At 42.8% G+C, this 19,233-nt stretch carries 16 protein-coding genes and 1 pseudogene; 4 read left to right on the forward strand and 13 right to left on the reverse strand.

What is annotated here, in order from left to right:
- Positions 1 to 548: 548 nt before the first annotated feature.
- The 8 genes and pseudogenes from L3V30_RS13645 to L3V30_RS13680 all read right to left on the reverse strand — a co-directional run bounded on the left by L3V30_RS13645 (position 549) and on the right by L3V30_RS13680 (position 9,882).
- Positions 549 to 1,700, reverse strand: a complete 1,152-nt coding sequence (locus tag L3V30_RS13645; protein ID WP_237309096.1) for a M20 aminoacylase family protein — start codon at positions 1,698 to 1,700, stop codon at positions 549 to 551.
- 64 nt (positions 1,701 to 1,764) lie between these two features.
- A pseudogene (locus L3V30_RS13650) lies at positions 1,765 to 2,082 on the reverse strand (EamA family transporter); the annotation flags it as partial.
- Positions 2,083 to 2,284: 202 nt separating this feature from the next.
- On the reverse strand, positions 2,285 to 3,619 hold the full coding sequence (locus L3V30_RS13655; protein WP_237309097.1) for a TRAP transporter large permease: 1,335 nt from the start codon (positions 3,617 to 3,619) through the stop codon (positions 2,285 to 2,287).
- A complete protein-coding gene (locus L3V30_RS13660) occupies positions 3,616 to 4,179 on the reverse strand; it encodes a TRAP transporter small permease (RefSeq protein WP_237309098.1) in 564 nt (187 codons plus the stop codon). Before L3V30_RS13660 ends, L3V30_RS13655 begins: the two co-directional genes overlap by 4 nt.
- A 61-nt stretch (positions 4,180 to 4,240) precedes the next feature.
- Positions 4,241 to 5,287 (reverse strand): TRAP transporter substrate-binding protein DctP, encoded by a 1,047-nt coding sequence (dctP, locus tag L3V30_RS13665; RefSeq protein WP_237309099.1) that lies wholly within the window; start codon positions 5,285 to 5,287, stop codon positions 4,241 to 4,243.
- A 1,172-nt stretch (positions 5,288 to 6,459) separates the two neighbouring features.
- A complete protein-coding gene (locus L3V30_RS13670) occupies positions 6,460 to 7,611 on the reverse strand; it encodes a M20 aminoacylase family protein (protein WP_237309100.1) in 1,152 nt (383 codons plus the stop codon).
- Positions 7,612 to 7,675: 64 nt separating this feature from the next.
- Entirely contained in the window at positions 7,676 to 8,641 is a 966-nt protein-coding gene (locus L3V30_RS13675; RefSeq protein WP_237309101.1) for a DMT family transporter, read from the reverse strand.
- 74 nt (positions 8,642 to 8,715) lie between these two features.
- Positions 8,716 to 9,882: a Xaa-Pro peptidase family protein gene (locus tag L3V30_RS13680; protein WP_237309102.1), complete on the reverse strand. Its 1,167-nt coding sequence runs from the start codon at positions 9,880 to 9,882 to the stop codon at positions 8,716 to 8,718.
- A gap of 328 nt (positions 9,883 to 10,210) precedes the next feature.
- Here L3V30_RS13680 and L3V30_RS13685 point away from each other — a divergent pair, with 328 nt between their 5' ends.
- Entirely contained in the window at positions 10,211 to 10,888 is a 678-nt protein-coding gene (locus L3V30_RS13685; protein WP_237309103.1) for a PAS domain-containing protein, read from the forward strand.
- A gap of 55 nt (positions 10,889 to 10,943) precedes the next feature.
- Here the strand turns inward: L3V30_RS13685 and L3V30_RS13690 are convergent, their stop codons facing one another.
- The 4 genes from L3V30_RS13690 to L3V30_RS13705 all read right to left on the reverse strand — a co-directional run bounded on the left by L3V30_RS13690 (position 10,944) and on the right by L3V30_RS13705 (position 14,877).
- Entirely contained in the window at positions 10,944 to 11,900 is a 957-nt protein-coding gene (locus tag L3V30_RS13690) for a DMT family transporter (RefSeq protein ID WP_237309104.1), read from the reverse strand.
- Positions 11,901 to 11,908: 8 nt separating this feature from the next.
- Positions 11,909 to 12,868 carry a DMT family transporter gene (locus L3V30_RS13695; RefSeq protein WP_237309105.1) on the reverse strand — a complete coding sequence of 320 codons (960 nt, stop codon included), beginning with the start codon at positions 12,866 to 12,868 and terminating at the stop codon, positions 11,909 to 11,911.
- A gap of 9 nt (positions 12,869 to 12,877) precedes the next feature.
- Positions 12,878 to 13,648, reverse strand: a complete 771-nt coding sequence (locus tag L3V30_RS13700) for an Asp/Glu racemase (RefSeq protein WP_237309106.1) — start codon at positions 13,646 to 13,648, stop codon at positions 12,878 to 12,880.
- 62 nt (positions 13,649 to 13,710) lie between these two features.
- A complete protein-coding gene (locus L3V30_RS13705; RefSeq protein ID WP_237309107.1) occupies positions 13,711 to 14,877 on the reverse strand; it encodes a Xaa-Pro peptidase family protein in 1,167 nt (388 codons plus the stop codon).
- Positions 14,878 to 15,267: 390 nt separating this feature from the next.
- Between L3V30_RS13705 and L3V30_RS13710 the strand changes: the two genes are divergently transcribed.
- The 3 genes from L3V30_RS13710 (at position 15,268) to L3V30_RS13720 (ending at position 18,638) form a co-directional block, all read left to right on the forward strand.
- Positions 15,268 to 15,654, forward strand: a complete 387-nt coding sequence (locus L3V30_RS13710) for a RidA family protein (RefSeq protein ID WP_213871519.1) — start codon at positions 15,268 to 15,270, stop codon at positions 15,652 to 15,654.
- 70 nt (positions 15,655 to 15,724) lie between these two features.
- The gene (gene dpaL / locus L3V30_RS13715) at positions 15,725 to 16,888 is read left to right on the forward strand and encodes a diaminopropionate ammonia-lyase (RefSeq protein ID WP_237309108.1); all 1,164 of its coding nucleotides are present in this window, start codon (positions 15,725 to 15,727) and stop codon (positions 16,886 to 16,888) included.
- Between the two features lie 718 nt (positions 16,889 to 17,606).
- Entirely contained in the window at positions 17,607 to 18,638 is a 1,032-nt protein-coding gene (locus L3V30_RS13720; protein ID WP_140150479.1) for a hypothetical protein, read from the forward strand.
- 70 nt (positions 18,639 to 18,708) lie between these two features.
- On the opposite strand, the gene L3V30_RS13725 is transcribed toward L3V30_RS13720, so the two are convergent.
- Positions 18,709 to 19,092: a hypothetical protein gene (locus tag L3V30_RS13725; protein ID WP_125653104.1), complete on the reverse strand. Its 384-nt coding sequence runs from the start codon at positions 19,090 to 19,092 to the stop codon at positions 18,709 to 18,711.
- Positions 19,093 to 19,233 lie beyond the last annotated feature (141 nt).

Raw genomic sequence — 19,233 nt, forward strand, 5'->3', positions numbered from 1 at the left:
GTTTTCAATGAGGTCATTATTGAACACCGCCTCTGACACCATCCTTTCAACAAAATGACATTTTTGTCATGAAAGCAACCTACTGGCGAAGGCTCTTGAGCGTTCCATTACGCTTAGAATAAGACAAAAAAGCGGCACATACTCTCGCATGTGCCGCTTGGGTGTCGGAGGACATTAAAGTTTGAAACTTTTCTATTTCCGAAGTGCGTTACTATCGTGGCTAAAAGAACCCAATACTGACAATAAAGATCGACACTTAGACTCAATCAATGTGGCTATCCAACGAAAGTGTGACAACAAAGTTTGAAACTCGCTTTTGGACAGAAATCATTTGCGGGAGTCTGAATGTTAGCAAATAGTGAATTACTAAAAGTATGGAATATCGGTAATGTTTGATAGCAAAGCTCAAATCCACTAGAACCATAGTTAGTTCAACGACAATGCTCAGGTATGCCTATTCACGAACGCAGCTCCGGAACTAACGAAACTCACAAACATTGTGGCACCGACAGATCAGAGATTTTGTCGATGCCTTTCCCCAGTCGTGATTACTTAGCTAACTGCTGTTCCACTAAGGTTTGCCAATAACGCATACCCGTACCCAGAATATCGTCATTGAAGTCGTAGTGCGGGTTATGGAGCGCAGTTCCACCACATTCTCCAACACCATTGCCAACTAGAATGTAACACCCTTTTACCTCACGTAGCATGAAGGAGAAGTCTTCACTGATCGTAAATGGTTCGCAGTTGCCAATAACATTGTCTGAACCTACGACGGCTTCTGCCGCCGCAATCGCGTGTTGCGTTTCTTCTGCCGTATTAATTGTGGAAAGAAAGCTATTGTTAAAACGGTATTGGTAGTCAACGCCCGCTGACATGCATTGACCAGCTACGACGCGCTCAATTCCCTTCTCGATCTTGTGCAATGCTTCATCGGTAAAGCTTCGCGTATCGCCGGTGATGGTCACTTGTGATGGGATCACATTCACTGTGCCATTGGTCTCGAAGTTCGTCACGGAGATGACAGCAGTCTCGTTAATGGCACTTAAGTTACGAGAAACAATGGTCTGCAACGCAGTAACCACTTGCGCCCCCACCACAATAGGGTCAGTCCCCATGTGCGGCAGCGCTGCGTGACCACCCGTTGCGTTGATCGTGATTTCGAAGCTGCTTTCACTCGCCATCACAGAGCTTGGGCGAGTCACAAACTTACCAGCAGGGATACCAGGCAAATTATGCATCGCATATATCGCATCCATATTCCAACGAGTAAACAGACCATCGGCAATCATCGCTTTCGCACCAGTACCACGTTCCTCATCCGGTTGGAAAATGAAGTACACGATACCATCAAAATTTCGGCTTTGAGACAATTCACATGCCGCGCCTAGCAACATGGCTGTGTGGCCATCATGTCCACAAGCGTGCATGGCACCTTCATGTTTTGACGCATGACAAAACGTATTCTCTTCTTTAATTCTCAAAGCATCCATATCGGCTCTAAGACCAATACTGCGCTCACTGGTACCTTGACGTAGAATACCTACCACACCTGTGCCACCGACCCCACGGTGAACTTCAAGCCCAAACTCTTCCAATTTGTTCGCAACAAACTCGGACGTTTTGAACTCTTCTGTACCAAATTCTGGGTACTGGTGAAGGTGTCTACGCCACTCAATTGCGGATTTTTCTACGGTCATATCTTTCTCCAAAGAAGAAGCTACCTAACCAGATAGCTTCGCATATTATAAGTTATAATTCGGTTTAAGCTTCTTGTGATTTAAGGTTTTGCTCTGCTTTCGGCTCTTCTTTTGTCTCGTATTTTGTGAAGACGTAAAGTGCAACAACAATTAACGAAACAATAATGGTTTTGCCCATCGCCATTTGCTCACCCAGTGTAAGTACCGCGACAAGGTAGCCAACAAGTGGCATTAGGTTCAGAGCCATCGTTGATTTTTCAACACCAATACGTTTGAAAGAGTAAAGCTGAATGAGGTAACTACCACCTGAAATACCAGTACCTAAGAAAATCAGTAGTGCAATCAGTAATGGGCTAGAGAAGATGATATAAATTTGAGATAGTGTCGGAGGACATTAAAGATTGAAACTATTCTGCCTCCGAAACCTTTTCCTTAAGTCGCTACCAACCACCAAGCATGACAATAAAGATTAAAACTAATATCGTACCCTCTGCTCTTACTTCCTAAGCAATGTACAATAAAGTTCGAAACTTTCACACAAAATACTCAATCACTTAACACCCATTTAACCTGCTAATGAAGTATTAAGAAAAAAGCACATTTTTTGGCCATAGCACGATATCAGGTACCAAGATAAGAAGTGCTGACATAAAGAGCAAAATGGCAATAAATACGGGGGTGCCTTTGATGACTTCCAAATAGTTTTTTTTGAAAACCGCGATGGCGGTAAAAATGTCACAACCGAAGGGTGGTGTGGCAGAACCAATTGCCATTTGTAGCGTGATAATCACCCCAACTAACACAGGATCAATGCCGACAGCAGTGAAGATAGGAACAAATATAGGAGTAAGAATTAACAGTACTACGATGGAGTCAACAAACATACAGCCAATGAAAAAAGCCAGAGCGATCACGAACAGAACTAACTCCTGTGATGCGTCTTCTAGGTTAAATGGTGACAGGAGGTCTTGAGGAATCATTTCGAAAGAAATGTACCACGAGAATGCTTGGCCCATGCCAACAAGGATAAAAACAACCGCGGTGATCATACCGGTTGCAAGTGCGGCATCTTTGATGTCTTTAAAGCCAAGAGTACGATAGATCACAGCTTCAATGAAGATGGCATAGAGGACCGCGAATGAAGCGGCTTCCGTCGGAGTGATAGCCCCAGTATAGATACCACCAATGATCAAACATGGGAATCCCAATGGTAAAAGGGCCTTTTTTATCACTGGAATCTTTTCTGCCCAGCTTTTTTGTTCAATGTTCACCAGACTGTCTTGGTGTTTAACGCTGTAAAAATAGCTATAAATACAAAAGAAGAGTGCCAATATAATGCCGGGAAGTATGCCAGCAATAAACAATTCACCAATACTGGTATTTGCTAATGTGCCAAACAGAATCAGCCCAATGCTAGGTGGAATGAGGTAAGCAATGTCACTGGCATTAATGATCAATGCCATGGTAAAACTGTCTTTATAGCCTGCTTTAAGCAGCTTAGGACGCATGATCTTACCGACAGAAACCACCGTAGCTTGAGTCGAGCCAGAAACAGAGCCAAACAGCGTGCAGCTTAAACACGCTGTGATAGGCAAACCACCTCGACGGTGGCCGACAAAGACTTCGATGAGGTTGAGGAGATTATCTGCCGTTTTGCCCTTGGTCATAATTTCAGCTGCTAAAATGAACATGGGAACCGCAATAAGTGCATTAGGCTGAATACCAGTCACCATTTGTTGAATGGTAACTTGCGGATCGACATCTGAAAAATGGATCATGCCAATAAGGGTTGCAATGGCTAATGGGAAAATCATTGGGAAACTTAAGAAAAGAAACACTACCATAACGATGCTGAGCACCGCTGTTACTACATAGGTGTCAAATTCACCCACAATCGCCATAGAAATAAAATCAATCATTCTTCGCCTTCTTTTTTATCGACAACTAGAGGGGAGACATAAACCTCTTCGTGAGTAACATTGACATAGGTTGTGCCGAAGTACTGTAAACTGGCAATGCCCAAGCTAACAGGAATAATGATATAAACGTAATACACTGGCATAATCAGCGCTGGGCTAACCTTGTTTAATGCCTTTATATCTAAGACATACATGGTGGAAAGGTAACAAAGATAAGCCATGAGCAATCCCGAACAAAAAGAAATCAGGATCATGAGGCATTTTTTCTTGCTTTTACTCAGGGGGTCGTACAGTGCCGTCATTCTAATGTTACGCCCTTGACGCACGGCATAAGAAAATCCAGCAAAAGTAATGAAAACAATGAGAAACTGATTAAGTTCTTCTGTAAAATACAAACTTTTTGAGAAAAAATATCGCCCAATAGCATTACTAACTGAGTTGATCATTATCAGTAAAATGCCAGAAATGAGGATAGTGGTTTCGATTTTTTCTAGAAGTTTATTGATGAACGTAAACACACTGAATGTGTCAGATTGAGGGGCTGTCTGAGTTTGATTCATAATAGATAACCGTTTAGATGCTGACATCATATGGGGTGTCAGCATCTAACTTAAACAAAAGTTACATTGAGGACGCTTTTTCTACTTCAGACATTACATTGTCGATTAGTATTTGAGCATCTTTTCGTGCTTGAGTTTGCTCACCTTGAGCGTAGGTTTCTGACACAACGTCTAGATAGACATTGTGTAAGTTTTCTGCCCGCTTTTTGAATTGTGCGATTTCGTCATCTGTTAATTCAATTATTTGAATATCAGGACGCTCTTGTTTGATCTTTTCTAAGTTCTCACTGTTGATCTTAACTTGATAGTCATAAGCGACTTTGTCTGCCACATCAATGGCTTTTTCAATCATGGCTTGTTTTTCTGGTGGCTGCTTTTTAAACCATTGGTTGTTGACTGAGACCGTAGAAACGTAAGGCTGCTGCTTTGGGTTGATGAGGAAGTCTTGCACTTCATACCATTTCGCGTTGTAGATGAAGTAAGGTGGGTTCACCATACCATCAATGGTTTTCAACTGCAGTGAGCCGTATACTTCCCCCCAAGAGAGTGGTGTTGGGGTTGCACCAAAAGCTTTGTAGGTTTCTGTTGGGATTGTGGATGTAAAGGTACGGATTTTTTGGTTTTCAAAATCTCGTGGTGAACGAATCGCTTTGTTAGCACCCCATAGCATTTGACCTTCAGACATCATCGAAAGAAGTTTAAGGTTAACAGACTCAAATTTTGGCTCAAGACCTTCATAAATTGACGTACTTTCAGTTAAGATTTGGTGCGTTTCTTCTTCGCTACCATTAAGTAGATAAGGTAGGCTGACTACTTGAATTTCAGGCACATATGACCCTAAGTGACCAGCTCCAACACTCACGAATTGGATGGTGTTCTTGGTAGCTAACTCAACGATATCGTTTTCAGTGCCTAGCTGGCCGTAATAATAGATTCGAACGCGAATGTCACCATCAGATTGCTCTTTAATTGAATCAGCAAAAGCTTGAGCATAAATGTCTTGAACATCGTTTTTCGCTTCTTCGGATGCAAATTTCCACGTTTCAGCGCATACACTACCTGCACCTAATACCGTTAAGAGTGACAATACAGTAACTAATTTCTTCATTACATATCCTTGTTAGATAATCCGTTGCGTCTGTGACATCTGATTTCGTTGGGAATTAAGCCAACCTTTTATAGCGTAGACACAACACAGTTTCTTCAAGAAACATTTTATTAACTAAATTAAAGCTAAGTTAAAAAATGCGCTCTCCTTATTCACAGTTCATTTACATCATCGAATGTTTTGGGGTTAAATAATGTGACCTAAGTCAACTCAATTATAAAAATGAGTTAAAAAAAGTGAATTCATTGTTCAAATGATATACAGGTCACATTATGCAACATATAGTTAACTATTCTGATTTTTTAACCTTCTTTTGAATGTTATAGTTAATTTTATGTTACATTTCGGTGCATTAAAATGAATAAGGACGCGTTGAAATTATAGACTCTGCTGTGACTATAGATTCGTTACAACACTATTCTAAGTTAACAATTTTTGACAGACATACTCTACAATGTCATTTCAGGGTTGGCTGATACGCTTGCAAATCAGCTAGGGGGATTGAGATTCATTCACTTGAAAGTTCCGTCGTCAAAATTGTGAACGGACACTATAGCGCGATGTGGGGCTAAAAGAGCTTTCAAGGTACGAAGAAAAAGTAGATTTACAGCCAAAAGCTACTTCTCAGCTCGCGGCGTTTTTCAAGGTAGCCGTCATCGTTTCCTTATTAAGCAGTTCCTCTTTCTGGATTTAGGTGGACTTCACCAACTGGCTCACAGTTCTTAATATCGCTAAGTCAGGGTTTTGCTGCTCGCTATACCTCAAGCTCGGCGCGTCAAAATATCTTCATCTTTTTCATTATGACGTTCTGAAGGCATGATATATTTTAGCTCAGTGTACTTGTTCCCAGCGTTGTACCTGCGCACGAAAGCTTCAACCCAACTGAGATTACTGTCGAGAGTTTCAAAGCCCTTTGTTGGCCAACTTAGCACAAAAAATCATTTACGAGAATTTGAACATTTGCAAGCAATGAATTGCTAGCAGTATGAAAAACCTCTTAATTCGGTGTCTAGTTTTGATTAAATGGTACAGTTCAAGGTTAACTATAGTCATAGTTCAACAGTAACGCTTCAGAATATCTGTACACGAATGCAACTCCGGGCTCAACAAATCCACACACATTGTGGCACCGACATATTAGAGGCTCTGTCGATGCCTTTTCCCAGTTGTGCTTATTTAGCTAATTGCTGTTCCACTAACGCTTGCCAATAACGTATGCCTGTTCCCAAAATTTCGTCATTAAAGTCATAAAATGGATTGTGAAGTGCTGTTCCACCGCATTCACCGACGCCATTACCAACTAAGATATAGCAGCCTTTTACCTCGCGCAGCATGAAGGAAAAGTCTTCACTAATTGTAAATGGCTCACAATTACCAATAACGTTATCTTTTCCTACGACCGATTCTGCAGCTTTAATCGCATATTGCGTTTCCTCTGCCGTATTAATTGTTGAAAGAAAACTATTGTTAAAGTGATATTGGTAATCAACGCCAGCTGACATACATTGACCAGCCACAACACGCTCAATCCCTTTCTTGATCTTGTGCAGAGCTTCATCTGTAAAGCTTCGCGTATCACCAGTGATCATTACTTGCGATGGGATAACATTCACGGTGCCATTTGTCTCAAAGTTTGTGACTGAAATGACAGCTGTTTCGTTGATAGCACTTAGATTACGAGAAACAATAGTCTGCAACGCTGTAACCACCTGTGCACCAACCACAATAGGGTCAGTCCCCATGTGCGGTAGTGCTGCATGACCACCTGTAGCATTGATAGTAATTTCGAAACTACTTTCGCTAGCCATTACCGAACTCGGACGAGTCACAAACATACCGGCAGGGATGCCAGGCAAATTATGCATCGCATATATCGCGTCCATGCTCCAACGAGTAAACAGACCATCAGCAATCATAGCTTTCGCGCCAGTACCACGCTCCTCATCCGGTTGGAAAATGAAGTAGACAATACCATCAAAGTTTCGGCTATGAGCCAATTCACATGCCGCACCTAGCAACATGGCTGTGTGACCATCATGTCCACAAGCGTGCATGGCACCTTCATGTTTTGACGCATGACAAAACGTATTCTCTTCTTTAATTCTTAAAGCATCCATATCGGCTCTAAGACCAATACTACGCTCACTGGTACCTTGACGTAGAATACCCACCACACCTGTGCCACCGATCCCACGGTGAACTTCAAGCCCAAACTCTTCCAATTTGTTCGCAACAAACTCGGACGTTTTGAACTCTTCTGTGCCAAATTCTGGGTATTGGTGAAGGTGTCTACGCCATTCAATTGCGGATTTTTCTACTGTCATATCTTTCTCCAAAGAGGAGGCTACCTAACCAGATAGCTTCCCATATTATTAGTTATAGTTAGGTTTAAGCTTCTTGTGCTTTTAGGTTTTGCTCTTCTTTTGTCTCGTATTTTGTGAAGACGTAAAGTGCAACAACAATTAACGAAACAATAATGGTTTTGCCCATCGCCATTTGTTCACCCAGTGTAAGTACCGCGACAAGGTAGCCGACAAGAGGCATTAGGTTGAGAGCCATCGTTGATTTTTCAACACCAATGCGTTTGAAAGAGTAAAGCTGAATAAGGTAGCTCCCCCCTGAGATGCCAGTACCAAGGAAAATCAACAGAGCAATCAGTAATGGGCTAGAGAAGATGATGTAAATTTGAGACAGATCTAGACCCATTGCAAATACCACGAAGATACCCATCACTGCTACCGAAATATACTGGTATAGCATAGACACCACTGAGCCATATTTGTCTGCCAGGCTCGCACGAAGGTGAGCCGTCCAAGCAAGCGCAAGCATTGAACAAGTAACATACACATAGCCTAGTAACGGCGTACCACCTTCAATTGTATTCGTCGGCCCTACGCTCATCGCGTAAATACAGACTGCCGATGCGATGAATGCACCCCATTGGATTTTGTTCATGCGGAAGTTCATGAACATCATACCAAAGAAGACGGTAGCGAATGGCTGCATACCCTGAATAACACCGTTCTCTGTGGCACCGATGTGAGCCAATGACAGGAAGTTAAATAGTGAAAACACCCCTTGCCCTACTATGCCGCATAGTGCAATTCGACCGATATCTTTTTTGTCAATTTTCAGTGACGACCCCAAGTCCACACTTAAACTCTTACTGCGCGACGTAAAACAGAAAATAATTGATAAGCCGATAACCGCTGTGACATATCGGAAAAATACCAAAGTCATTGGATCGACGGCCATAGAAAGAGGCTTAGAAACCACGCCTGTAACGCCCCAAATGCACGCTACCGCTATCGCAGCAACCCACCCTAAAAATGTGTCTTTATTTGCTGTGTTCATTTTGAGTCCTTTTCGTTTCACGTTATGGCCAACGTCACGAACCTCGCGCGTGGCTTGTCGTTATAATTGGGTATTTAGTCGATAATAATCAGTTCAGGTTCAGCTCGCTCAGATAGCCATTCCGCACCATCTTCAGTAATGACGATGTTTTCTTCGTGAACCATCGATTTGCCCGGTGCGTAAACCATGCCTGGCTCTAGTGTCATCACCATACCCGGCTTCAACACCGTATTGTCTGTTGCAGTGTTTGACGGGCGCTCCGTCAGCTCCATACCTAAACCATGACCCAGACGACCTACGTCATTACCCAGTGCACCGTTTGCTTCTAGCACTTTCCACATCGCGTTATAGATATCCGTCGTTGTCGCACCTGGTTTCGCAGCTTCAAAACCTTTGGTCGTCGCTTCATAAGTTGCTCGGTATGCCGCTTTTGTCTGCTCACTCGCATGTCCGAACGCCCAGTTACGGTCAAAGTCTGAGAAGTAACCATCGCGAACGGCACCGGTATCAATGATCAATACATCGCCCGGTTCAAGAATGCGGTCTGTTGGACCCATAATGATGCTGTCGTAACCATCAGGACCTGAGCCCGCAATAATGTATGGGCACTCATCCGCGCCTTCTAACAGCATGTCGATACGGAACTGCTTACAGATCTCACGCTCCGTCATACCGGCTTTGGCGTATTGTGGAACTTTCTTAAAGCCGACATTGGTGATGCGACAGATTTCTCGTGTCTTCTCAATTTCCGCTTGAGACTTAATTTGACGAAGCTCATGCATCTCTAAAGACACATCCACAAAGTCCTTCTTCACCATGGTGGTCAATTTCAGGTAGTTGTTCATTGGCATACGTAAGTGAGACTCGATACCCAGCGTCGCACCCACTCGGCCGTGGCGGCAAGGCAATGAGTTTAGAGCACTTGCGACCAAGCTAATGCCGTCATCTTCTGGACGAGGCGATGGCCAGGTAATGATATTGTCAATCCAAGTACCTGCCATACCACTGGCGCCGATTTCTGGAATAATCGCAATTGGTTTTCCTTCCGCTGGCACGATTACAAACCATGGGCGAGTTGGGCTGTGCCAGAACTGAGTATGAAAGCCAGTAAAGTAACGAACATTTGGCTCGGTGGTAAAAATCATTGCATCCAGCTTCTTGTTATGCATGACTTTTTGAGCGCGTTGGGTACGGTGTTCAAATTCAGATTGGTCAAAACCACGATTCAGAAAATTGTTCATTGGAGCCTCTTTGTTTATTCTATTAGACTTAGCTGTGGATCAATTAAGTCTTATAGTTAATATTTGTGAACAGTATGAAGGCAGTTTACTGATATTTGAGTTAAATAATGTGACCCGGATCCTACAGTTAACTATTGTTCACTATTGAGACTAAAAATCCCTTTTAACTTTGATTTCCATCAAGCTCAGTTTCCTTTAGTGAACTAAAAAGTTGAAAGACATTGAAAGCAAGATGAGACTGGTTACATTTAGTTAATGTACGGGTTGATTTCCAGCGAACATCAAGGGACAATAAACCTCAAGTTAAAGTTAACAGTAGTGGTCTATAATGAATGCATCAGCTTATAAGTCATTTAACGTCAAGTTCACTGAAATTGATCGACAATATCTTGAGTCCAATTTTCGACTAGCGGAAACCATTGCAGACTTTATCGGTCCGCACTGTGAAGTGGTTATTCACTCGTTTGAGAGCTTTGAAAAGTCCGTAGTGAAGATCGTCAACGGACATCACACCGGTCGTGAAGTGGGATCACCAATCACAGATATGGGATTGCGAATGCTAAGCGCATTCGAAAGGACAGGGGAAGTAACTCCTAAAAGCTACTTTACTAACAGTAAAGACGGCTCACTCTTAAAATCAACAACATGTGTGCTTGCAGGGGAAAATGGTAAACCCATTGGGCTGTTCTGTATTAATATGAACTTATCACACCCTTTCCCTGAAATTATCAAAACTTTAATGCCAGATGCTTCATTACCTCATGTTGGTGTACATGAAAACTTTAGCTCTTCGGCTACTGATGTTATTGAGCAAGCCCTTGAACATGCGGTTGAAGAAGTACAGAAAGACGCTTCTATCAATTTAAAAAGCAAAAATAAGGCGATCACTAAGGTCCTATTTGATAATGGTATTTTCGAACTAAAAGAGGCTACCGGGTTAGCTTCTGAACGTTTGGGTATTACACGCCATGCAATCTATAAGTACATTAGAGAGTTCAAAGCCTAACGGGCGTTTACCCCGGACCCTAAAATTAAGCCTCACAATAAGTGAGGCTTAATATTCAATTGTTGACGCTTAAAGCCACTTGATGCTTCTTGGACGAAGGCCTAACAAAAATAACCATACCGCCAACAATTAATCCCATTGCAACCACTCTAAGTATTGTCAGCTCTTCATTAAAAACAAAAGTTCCAATTAGGAAGGCAGATACTGGAATTAAGTTTAAAGCCATACTGCTCCCATCAACTCCAACCCTCTCAATACCATAGATGTATACCAGATAGCCTAATCCGGATACACAAGTTCCTAATATCATTACGCAGAGCAGTTTATAAGAAGGGGTAAGTAATAACTGGATACTGCTAAAATTTACTCCGTCGAAGAGTAGGTAAAAGAAGAACCCCAGAGCAGCAAAACCGAACTGGTAAAACATTGTCTGAGCCCCACCGTACTTCTGAGCCAGTTGTGCCCGTAGGTGAGTCACCGAAGCAAAACTCACCACGCTCAACAAGCAAATGAAATGACCAATATTAAATCCTTGTTTCGAACTTGAAGGTGAGAAGACCAATAACGTCACCCCAACGAGAGCAATAAACGCAGCCCCCATCTGAGTCAAGGTAAACCGCTCGCTATAGAACAGCGTACCCATCAATAGAATGGCAATAGGGACCAACCCTTGAATAACTCCATTTTCAGAAATAGTAATGTAATCAAGGGAAAGAAAAGAGAAAAAGCTAAATAATCCTTGGCCGACGACACCACATAAAAATAGTTTCAAAACATCTCTACGATTGTGCCAACTAAACCGAAAAACTTGCCTTGGTTTCTTTGGCGACTGTCCAAAGAAAAGAGACACTGACAAGACGATGAATAATACGGCAAAAGCAATCACATAGCGTAGCCATACCAGGACCTTCGCATCAATGACGCTGAGAGGCAAGGTTGCTAAAGAGCCCTCGGTACCCCACAACAACGCAACTGAAATCGCCGCAATCCATCCCTTAGCAGTATTTGTCATGGTTATGGTTAGTTGCTCTCAGCCAGTTGTGCTTCAACTTCTGGCGCTTTCTTGTGAGCAAATTTCATAAACATCATCATGGAGCCGATAACGACCGCAATCGCTAGCAACCTCATTGACGTTACCGCTTCACCAAGAGCGAACACCGCGAGTACAAACGAAGACAATGGCATTAAGTTCAGCGCCATACCTGTACCGTCTACACCGACTCTTTCCATTGCATAGATATAAATTAGGTAACTGATACCAGAAATACCGACACCCAAAATAGTGATGCAAATAATACGCAATGGAGAAGAGAAAATACCTAGAGCAGAAGAGAAGTCCGCACCAACAAACAGCAAGTAGATCCCGAAGCCAATCGCGGCAAATACGAACTGATGATACATGGTCGCAACTGAACCGTATTTCTCTGCAAGCTTAGCCCGTGCATAAGCCATTGTTGAGAAACTCGCCGCACTACCAAGGCAGATTAAGTGGCCAATATTAAAACCACTGCCTTCGACCGATGGATCCATCACCAAAATCGCTACGCCTGCAAACGCACCAACCGCCGCGACAATTTGCAGTACAGTAAATCGTTCACCGTGACGCAAGAAACCCACGCAAAGGATGATGATTGGGATTAGCCCCTGTATAACGCCATTTTCAGATGCAGTGATATAGTCCAAAGACAGAAACGACAGGAAACTAAATGCGCCCTGACCAATAATCCCACAAGAAGCAGCCCAAAAGATATCATGGCGATTTTCCCAGTTAAGTTTGAAGTCGACTTTTTTCTGTGGCTTACCAATCGCGTTACTGACCTTGATAATGACAAACAGGGTAATGAAAGCAACGGTATAACGAACCCAAACTAACACTTGAGCGTCCATAACTTCTAAGATCGGTGTTCCCACAATCCAAGGAATACCCCACAACAAACCGATAAATATGGCTGCGATCCAGCCTTTTACTGTGTTACTCATTATTCTTTCCTATAAATTTAGTAATTTTCCGTAACCTGGACATTGAGCTTTCTTGCCGACTAGGTGCATGGCATGCCAGAACATAGCCGAGTTGCTACAAACTACCGGGATGTTGAACTTGTCTTCAATTTCTTGGATATGATCGAGAACGCGAAGGTTAGTGCAGGACATAAACACAAGGTCTGCGCCCGACTCCGGCAAGATCGTTTCTAACGCCTCCAACATGGATGCTTTAGAGATCTTGGTAATGTCGGTATCCTTCTCGATCCCCAATGAACCTAAAATGCACACCTCAAACCCAGCAGCGGTCAATTGGTTATAGAGAGGGAAGTTCACCTCTGTTGGATAAGGAGAGAATACGGCGATCTTGCGTGCGCCTAAGTGCCTAAATGCAGCTTGAGCTGCTGTCCATGGGTTCGTTGCGGGAATATCTCCACGGTTTTTCGTGAGCAGTTGTCCAACCTTTTCTTCCCCTATAATGATTGAGGCAGAGGTACAGCCAAAGGCCATCACATCCATTGGTAAACCCGTAGCTATCAGATCCGATGCTTCACTGATACCCGTGGCAATTTGATCCAGCGCTTCTGGCGTCATTTCACTGCTGTAATAAACACGAGAACTAAAAACGCCCGCCTGCGTTCCCAGTAACTTTGCCCAGTCCATTTCTAGTGAATGATCCGTGCTCAGTTGAACTAGCCCGATATGCACCCGATCAATCCGAGGGGCTTGTGTATGCGACAGGCTAATTTCCCAATCTTTAAACTCTTGTAAGGTTTCCATAATATTTTCTCGTCTAGGTGCTTCTCTGAATATCAGGCAGACAGAGAAGTACTTTGGGGGGATTAATCGATAATGATCAGTTCAGGTTCCGCACGCTCAGATAGCCACTCTGCGCCATCTTCAGTAATGACGATGTTTTCTTCGTGAACCATAGATTTACCCGGTGCGTAAACCATGCCTGGCTCTAGCGTCATCACCATGCCCGGCTTCAACACCGTATTGTCTGTTGCCGTGTTTGAAGGGCGCTCCGTCAGCTCCATGCCTAAGCCATGACCCAAACGACCTACGTCATTACCCAGTGCACCGTTCGCTTCTAGCACTTTCCACATCGCGTTATAGATATCCGTCGTTGTCGCACCTGGTTTCGCGGCTTCAAAACCTTTGGTCGTCGCTTCATAAGTCGCTCGGTATGCCGCTTTTGTCTGCTCACTCGCATGTCCGAACGCCCAGTTACGGTCAAAGTCTGAGAAGTAACCATCGCGAACGGCACCGGTATCAATGATCAACACATCACCCGGTTCAATAATGCGGTCTGTTGGACCCATGATGATGCTGTCGTAACCATCAGGACCTGAGCCCGCAATAATGTATGGGCACTCATCCGCGCCTTCTAACAACATGTCGATACGGAACTGTTTACAGATCTCACGCTCCGTCATACCGGCTTTGGCGTATTGTGGGACTTTGTTAAAGCCGACATTGGTGATGCGACAGATTTCTCGTGTCTTCTCAATTTCCGCTTGAGACTTAATTTGACGAAGCTCATGCATCTCTAGAGACACATCAACAAAGTCCTTTTTAACCATGGTGGTCAGTTGCAGGTAGTTGTTCACTGGCATACGTAGGTGAGACTCGATACCCAGCGTCGCGCCCACTCGGCCGTGACGACAAGGCAATGAGTTCAGAGCACTCGCGACCAAGCTAATGCCGTCATCTTCTGGACGAGGCGATGGCCAAGTAATGATGTTGTCAATCCAAGTACCCGCCATGCCACTGGCGCCAATTTCTGGAATGATCGCGATAGGCTTACCTTCAGCTGGAACAATAACGAACCAAGGGCGCGTTGGGCTGTGCCAGAACTGGGTATGAAAACCAGTAAAGTAACGAACGTTTGGTTCAGTAGTAAAAATCATTGCATCCAGCTTTTTGTCATGCATGACTTTTTGAGCGCGTTGGGTACGGTGTTCAAATTCAGATTGGTCAAACCCACGATTCAGGAAATTGTTCATTGGAGCCTCTTTGTTTGTTCTTATTCGACTTAGTTGTGGAGCAATTAAGTCTTATAGTTAATAATTGTGAACGGTACGAGGGTAGTCTACCAATATTTTAGTTAAATAATGTGACCCAAAACGCAGGGTTAACCATAGTTAACTAAAATACAGATTTTTGACATAAAATCGTGACAAAAGCCTCGCCAAAGTGACATGTAGTTAAATTTACTATTGACCCAGTCGAATAAAAGTAGTTTTATAGTTACCAAGAGTTGATTTTATCTTGAATAAAAAAGCCACTCTCAAAATGACATACGTCAATAACGTTAACTAAAGTTACCTGATCGGAAGTAAAGTTTGATAAAGTTAACTTCCGACGTCAAAAGTTAAAGAGGCAAGAGATTAAAAATGAAAACTAAAGTACATACTGACAATGCACCAGCAGCTATCGGCCCTTATGTTCAAGGCACTGTTTTCCAAGATTTAGTATTTACATCTGGTCAACTTCCGTTAGACCCTAAGACCATGGCTTTTGTGGAAGGCGGCATTACTGAGCAATCTCGCATGTCACTTGCAAACCTAAAAGCAGTGCTGGAAGAAGCTGGCGCTTCCATGGAAACCGTGGTGAAAACAACCTGCTTCCTATCTGACATGGAAGACTTTGCTGCATTCAACGAAGTGTATACTGAAGTATTTGGTACTGAAAACGCGCCTTCACGCTCGTGTGTAGAGGCGGCAAGATTGCCAAAAGACGCGCTTGTTGAAGTAGAAGCGATCGCTTACGTAATCAAATAAAATGCAACGAAAAGGTCATTCCCTCTCGATGGCCTTTTCTTCTCCCAACGTTATTCATTAAGTGTGCCCTATGCTAAATCTATCTAAAAACTCATTCTTTTCCGGGAAAAAAAGCGAACTCTTTAGTGTTGAGCAAGCCAAACAAGCCCGTGCCTTTCATTCTCAGATCGACGGCTACCAGCCAACACCCCTCGTTTCATTGCCAGCACTAGCAAAACAACTTGGTGTAAAAGCCATTTTGGTAAAAGACGAATCGAAGCGCTTTGGGCTTAACGCCTTTAAAGTGCTTGGCGGCTCATACGCTCTAGGTCGTCAGTTAGCAAAACACCTTAATGTCGATATCGCAGAGATCGACCTGAAAACCGTTTCATCAAAACTGGAAGCACCGTTAACCTTTGCAACCGCGACAGCGGGCAACCATGGTACTGGCGTGGCTTGGGCAGCGCGTGAAATGGGACAACAGGCGGTTGTTTATATGCCAAAAGGCTCGCCTCAGGCTAGTGTCGATCGCATTCGTGGCTTGGGTGCAGAGTGTATCGTGACCGAAGTGAACTACGACGATACCGTGCGTTTGGCAAATGATACCGCTCAAGCCAACGGTTGGATGCTAGTACAAGACACCGCTTGGGACGGTTATGAAGAGATCCCAACTTGGATTTCACAAGGCTATATGACAATGGCCGACGAAGCTGTAGAACAAGTAGAGCAACTTGGTTTTGACGCGCCTAGCCATGTCATTCTCCAAGCGGGTGTTGGTGCGATGGCCGGTGGCGTATTAGGTTACTTAGCCGATAGGCTGGATCCAACTAAGTTTGACACTATCATCGCAGAGCCAAAAGCCGCAGATTGTATCTATCGCTCTGGTACCAGCGAAGCAGGAAATATGGTTAACGTGACAGGCGACCTTAGCTCTATCATGGCAGGTCTAGCTTGTGGTGAACCTAACCCTGTGACATGGCCAATTTTAAGAGATTGCAGCCGTTACTTTATCGCTGTAGAGGACAATGTCTCTGCAACAGGTATGCGAATGTATGGTAACCCACTGGCCGGCGATCAAGCGATCACCAGCGGTGAGTCAGGTGCGATTACTCTTGGAGCACTGAACGAAATCGTCAAACACAACGGAAATGTTGGCCTTAGTGAAGAATCGGTAGTCCTACTCTTCAGTACTGAAGGTGACACAAACCCTGAACGCTACCGCCAAATCGTTTGGGAAGGTGCATTCTCGGTATAGTTGCCGTTTAGACCCCCTTCTTAAGTTAAGAGATTCTCTTCACTGAGCTTTCTCTCAGATTAGACACTTTTCCTCTACAGAAAAGTGTCTAATTTATCGATGTCATATGCCAGGACGTGCAATTTAAGGTGCTTGAGGCAGAGTGATTAATTAATACCCAGCCAGTAAGGGAACGTTTGTCGGACACTAATTGTAGGTTAGTTTATAGATTAGTTTTAGTAGGGGAAACATACGCTCCTTATTTAAATAGAATCTTAACTCTGAACTACAAAGTGTCGGAGGACATTAAAGTTTGAAACTTTTCTATTTCCGAAGTGCGTTACTATCGTGGCTAAAAGAACCCAATACTGACAATAAAGATCGACACTTAGACTCAATCAATGTGGCTATCCAACGAAAGTGTGACAACAAAGTTTGAAACTCGCTTTTGGACATAAATGAGTTTCGGAAATTAGAATATTAGCATCTCATAAATTACTTACAGTATGGAAAAGTCGCTTAACTCGATGTCCAAAGCTAATGGTGTAGATAGCTCAGGAGTAGTCCGCTTCAATCTTCATCGAATAATCTACTAAATAAAGTGGCGTCAGGTTTGTCCAATACCCGGATAAGATGTCAGCGGCGCGACATCTATCCTTATTTGTCATGTAACTATGCCTACGTATGACTATGCAGTACTATTAGCGATATTTTATGAATTTATACTTAAGAGACTCTAATGATTAAATTTTTAGCACCTGTAATCATAGTTGCAGCTACAGGCCTTGTCGGTTTGGTTAACAAAGATGCTATCTATGAAAAGTACTTGCAAACACAAGTTAACAAGAACTTAGTTATAGAAACTGGTAGCACAAAGTATTGTGGTCACGTTATCAAAGATAATGAGACTCCAGAGCAATTAGTTAACAGAGTTAAACAGCAATTCAATGGTGCGACTGCATTTAGACAAATTATAGATATTTACGAAAACATTCTACATGACACGGATGAAATTGAAGCGATAACTAAAAAAATTAGTGATTGGGGTTGGCAAGGTGATGATTCCCTTGTAGAAGAAATAGCCAAATACAAGGATGATCCATACCAGCAAGACTATTTAGCTGAACTCATCGCGTTACAAGATTATAGAAAGTCAGCCTCACATAATAAAGATGAATTGATAAAAGAGCGTGATTCCCTAAGAGATGCTTTGTATTTGGCAAAAAAAACACAATTAGAGAAAGATATTTCTAATGCTATATCTCAGTTTTCCTGTGAACTGGACGATGAATCATTCAACCAAGAAGCAGATGTCATTCTAGCAGGTTTAAACCCAACGCTTTCAGGAGAAGAAAAAAAACACCTAGAAGAAATAGTAAAAGAACGAACTGTACAAGGGTTAAAGAATGCCTCAGTGCCTTTAGAAACGTTTACTAAGAAATTTTATGAACTTATTAATGACGCTGTCGCAGAAATCAAAATCCTTGACTCTGAGACTATAGTCAAAGACCAAACGATTACTAACACTTTATCGGTTGTATCAACAAACGCTTTTGGAAAAAAACAACGCTTTGAAGTCGGTTGTGTAGCATATGCTTTTGGCATAAACCCTATATTTGGCTCGGCGCGTATCTTTAAGTGCTTTGTTCGTAAATCAGGGGAAACGTTGGGAGATAGTATCTACCTTCACGACCTAATGCTTGTCGAAGAATTCGATGATGAAAACCAATGGAACAAAGTTAAAAAAGAAGTTCTAAAAGAGTTTAAATAACGACATCTCACATGAAAATCCGCCTATCTCAACCTTAGGCGGTAGCTTTATGCGCATTAAGCTCTTTTTGTCATACATTTGATTTATCCTGAGTTTTAACCGCATTTACGAAGTCACTTTTCAGTCTGTTGAACGAACCAAAAGTAGCCGAAGGCTCATCTGCAAATAAATCGGTCACCTCTGAAACTAATAAGCTAGCTTTGTCATACACTTCGTTAGTACTAAATAATTCAATAAGAACGAGATCCTCGTTGATTGGCGAGAGATAAGTTGAGTAGTTTTTAGAGCTATCTAAATCTAGGGCACTAATCGCAGTTGACACCTTTGACAAGAAAGAACAGTAGATTAAGTTCAAATTTTCTTTTTGCTTTTGCCGCTCGTTCGTTTCAAGTTCCAACTTTTTAAATTTGTATGTTGCCACATAGGAAATAACAGAACCAACCACAACACCCATGAAGCCGATCAAAGGTAAGTGTTCACCGAGCCCATATTGACAGAAAAAGTGTGACACTCAGCACTTGATCCACTTTTGGCTATTGAGTGATCATTCCAGTGCTTCATCCTGTTTGTTATGAGCAGAAAGAAAGCCCCTAAA

Source organism: Vibrio sp. A1-1 (assembly GCF_021728175.1).
GTDB classification, from domain to species: Bacteria; Pseudomonadota; Gammaproteobacteria; order Enterobacterales; family Vibrionaceae; genus Vibrio; species Vibrio diabolicus.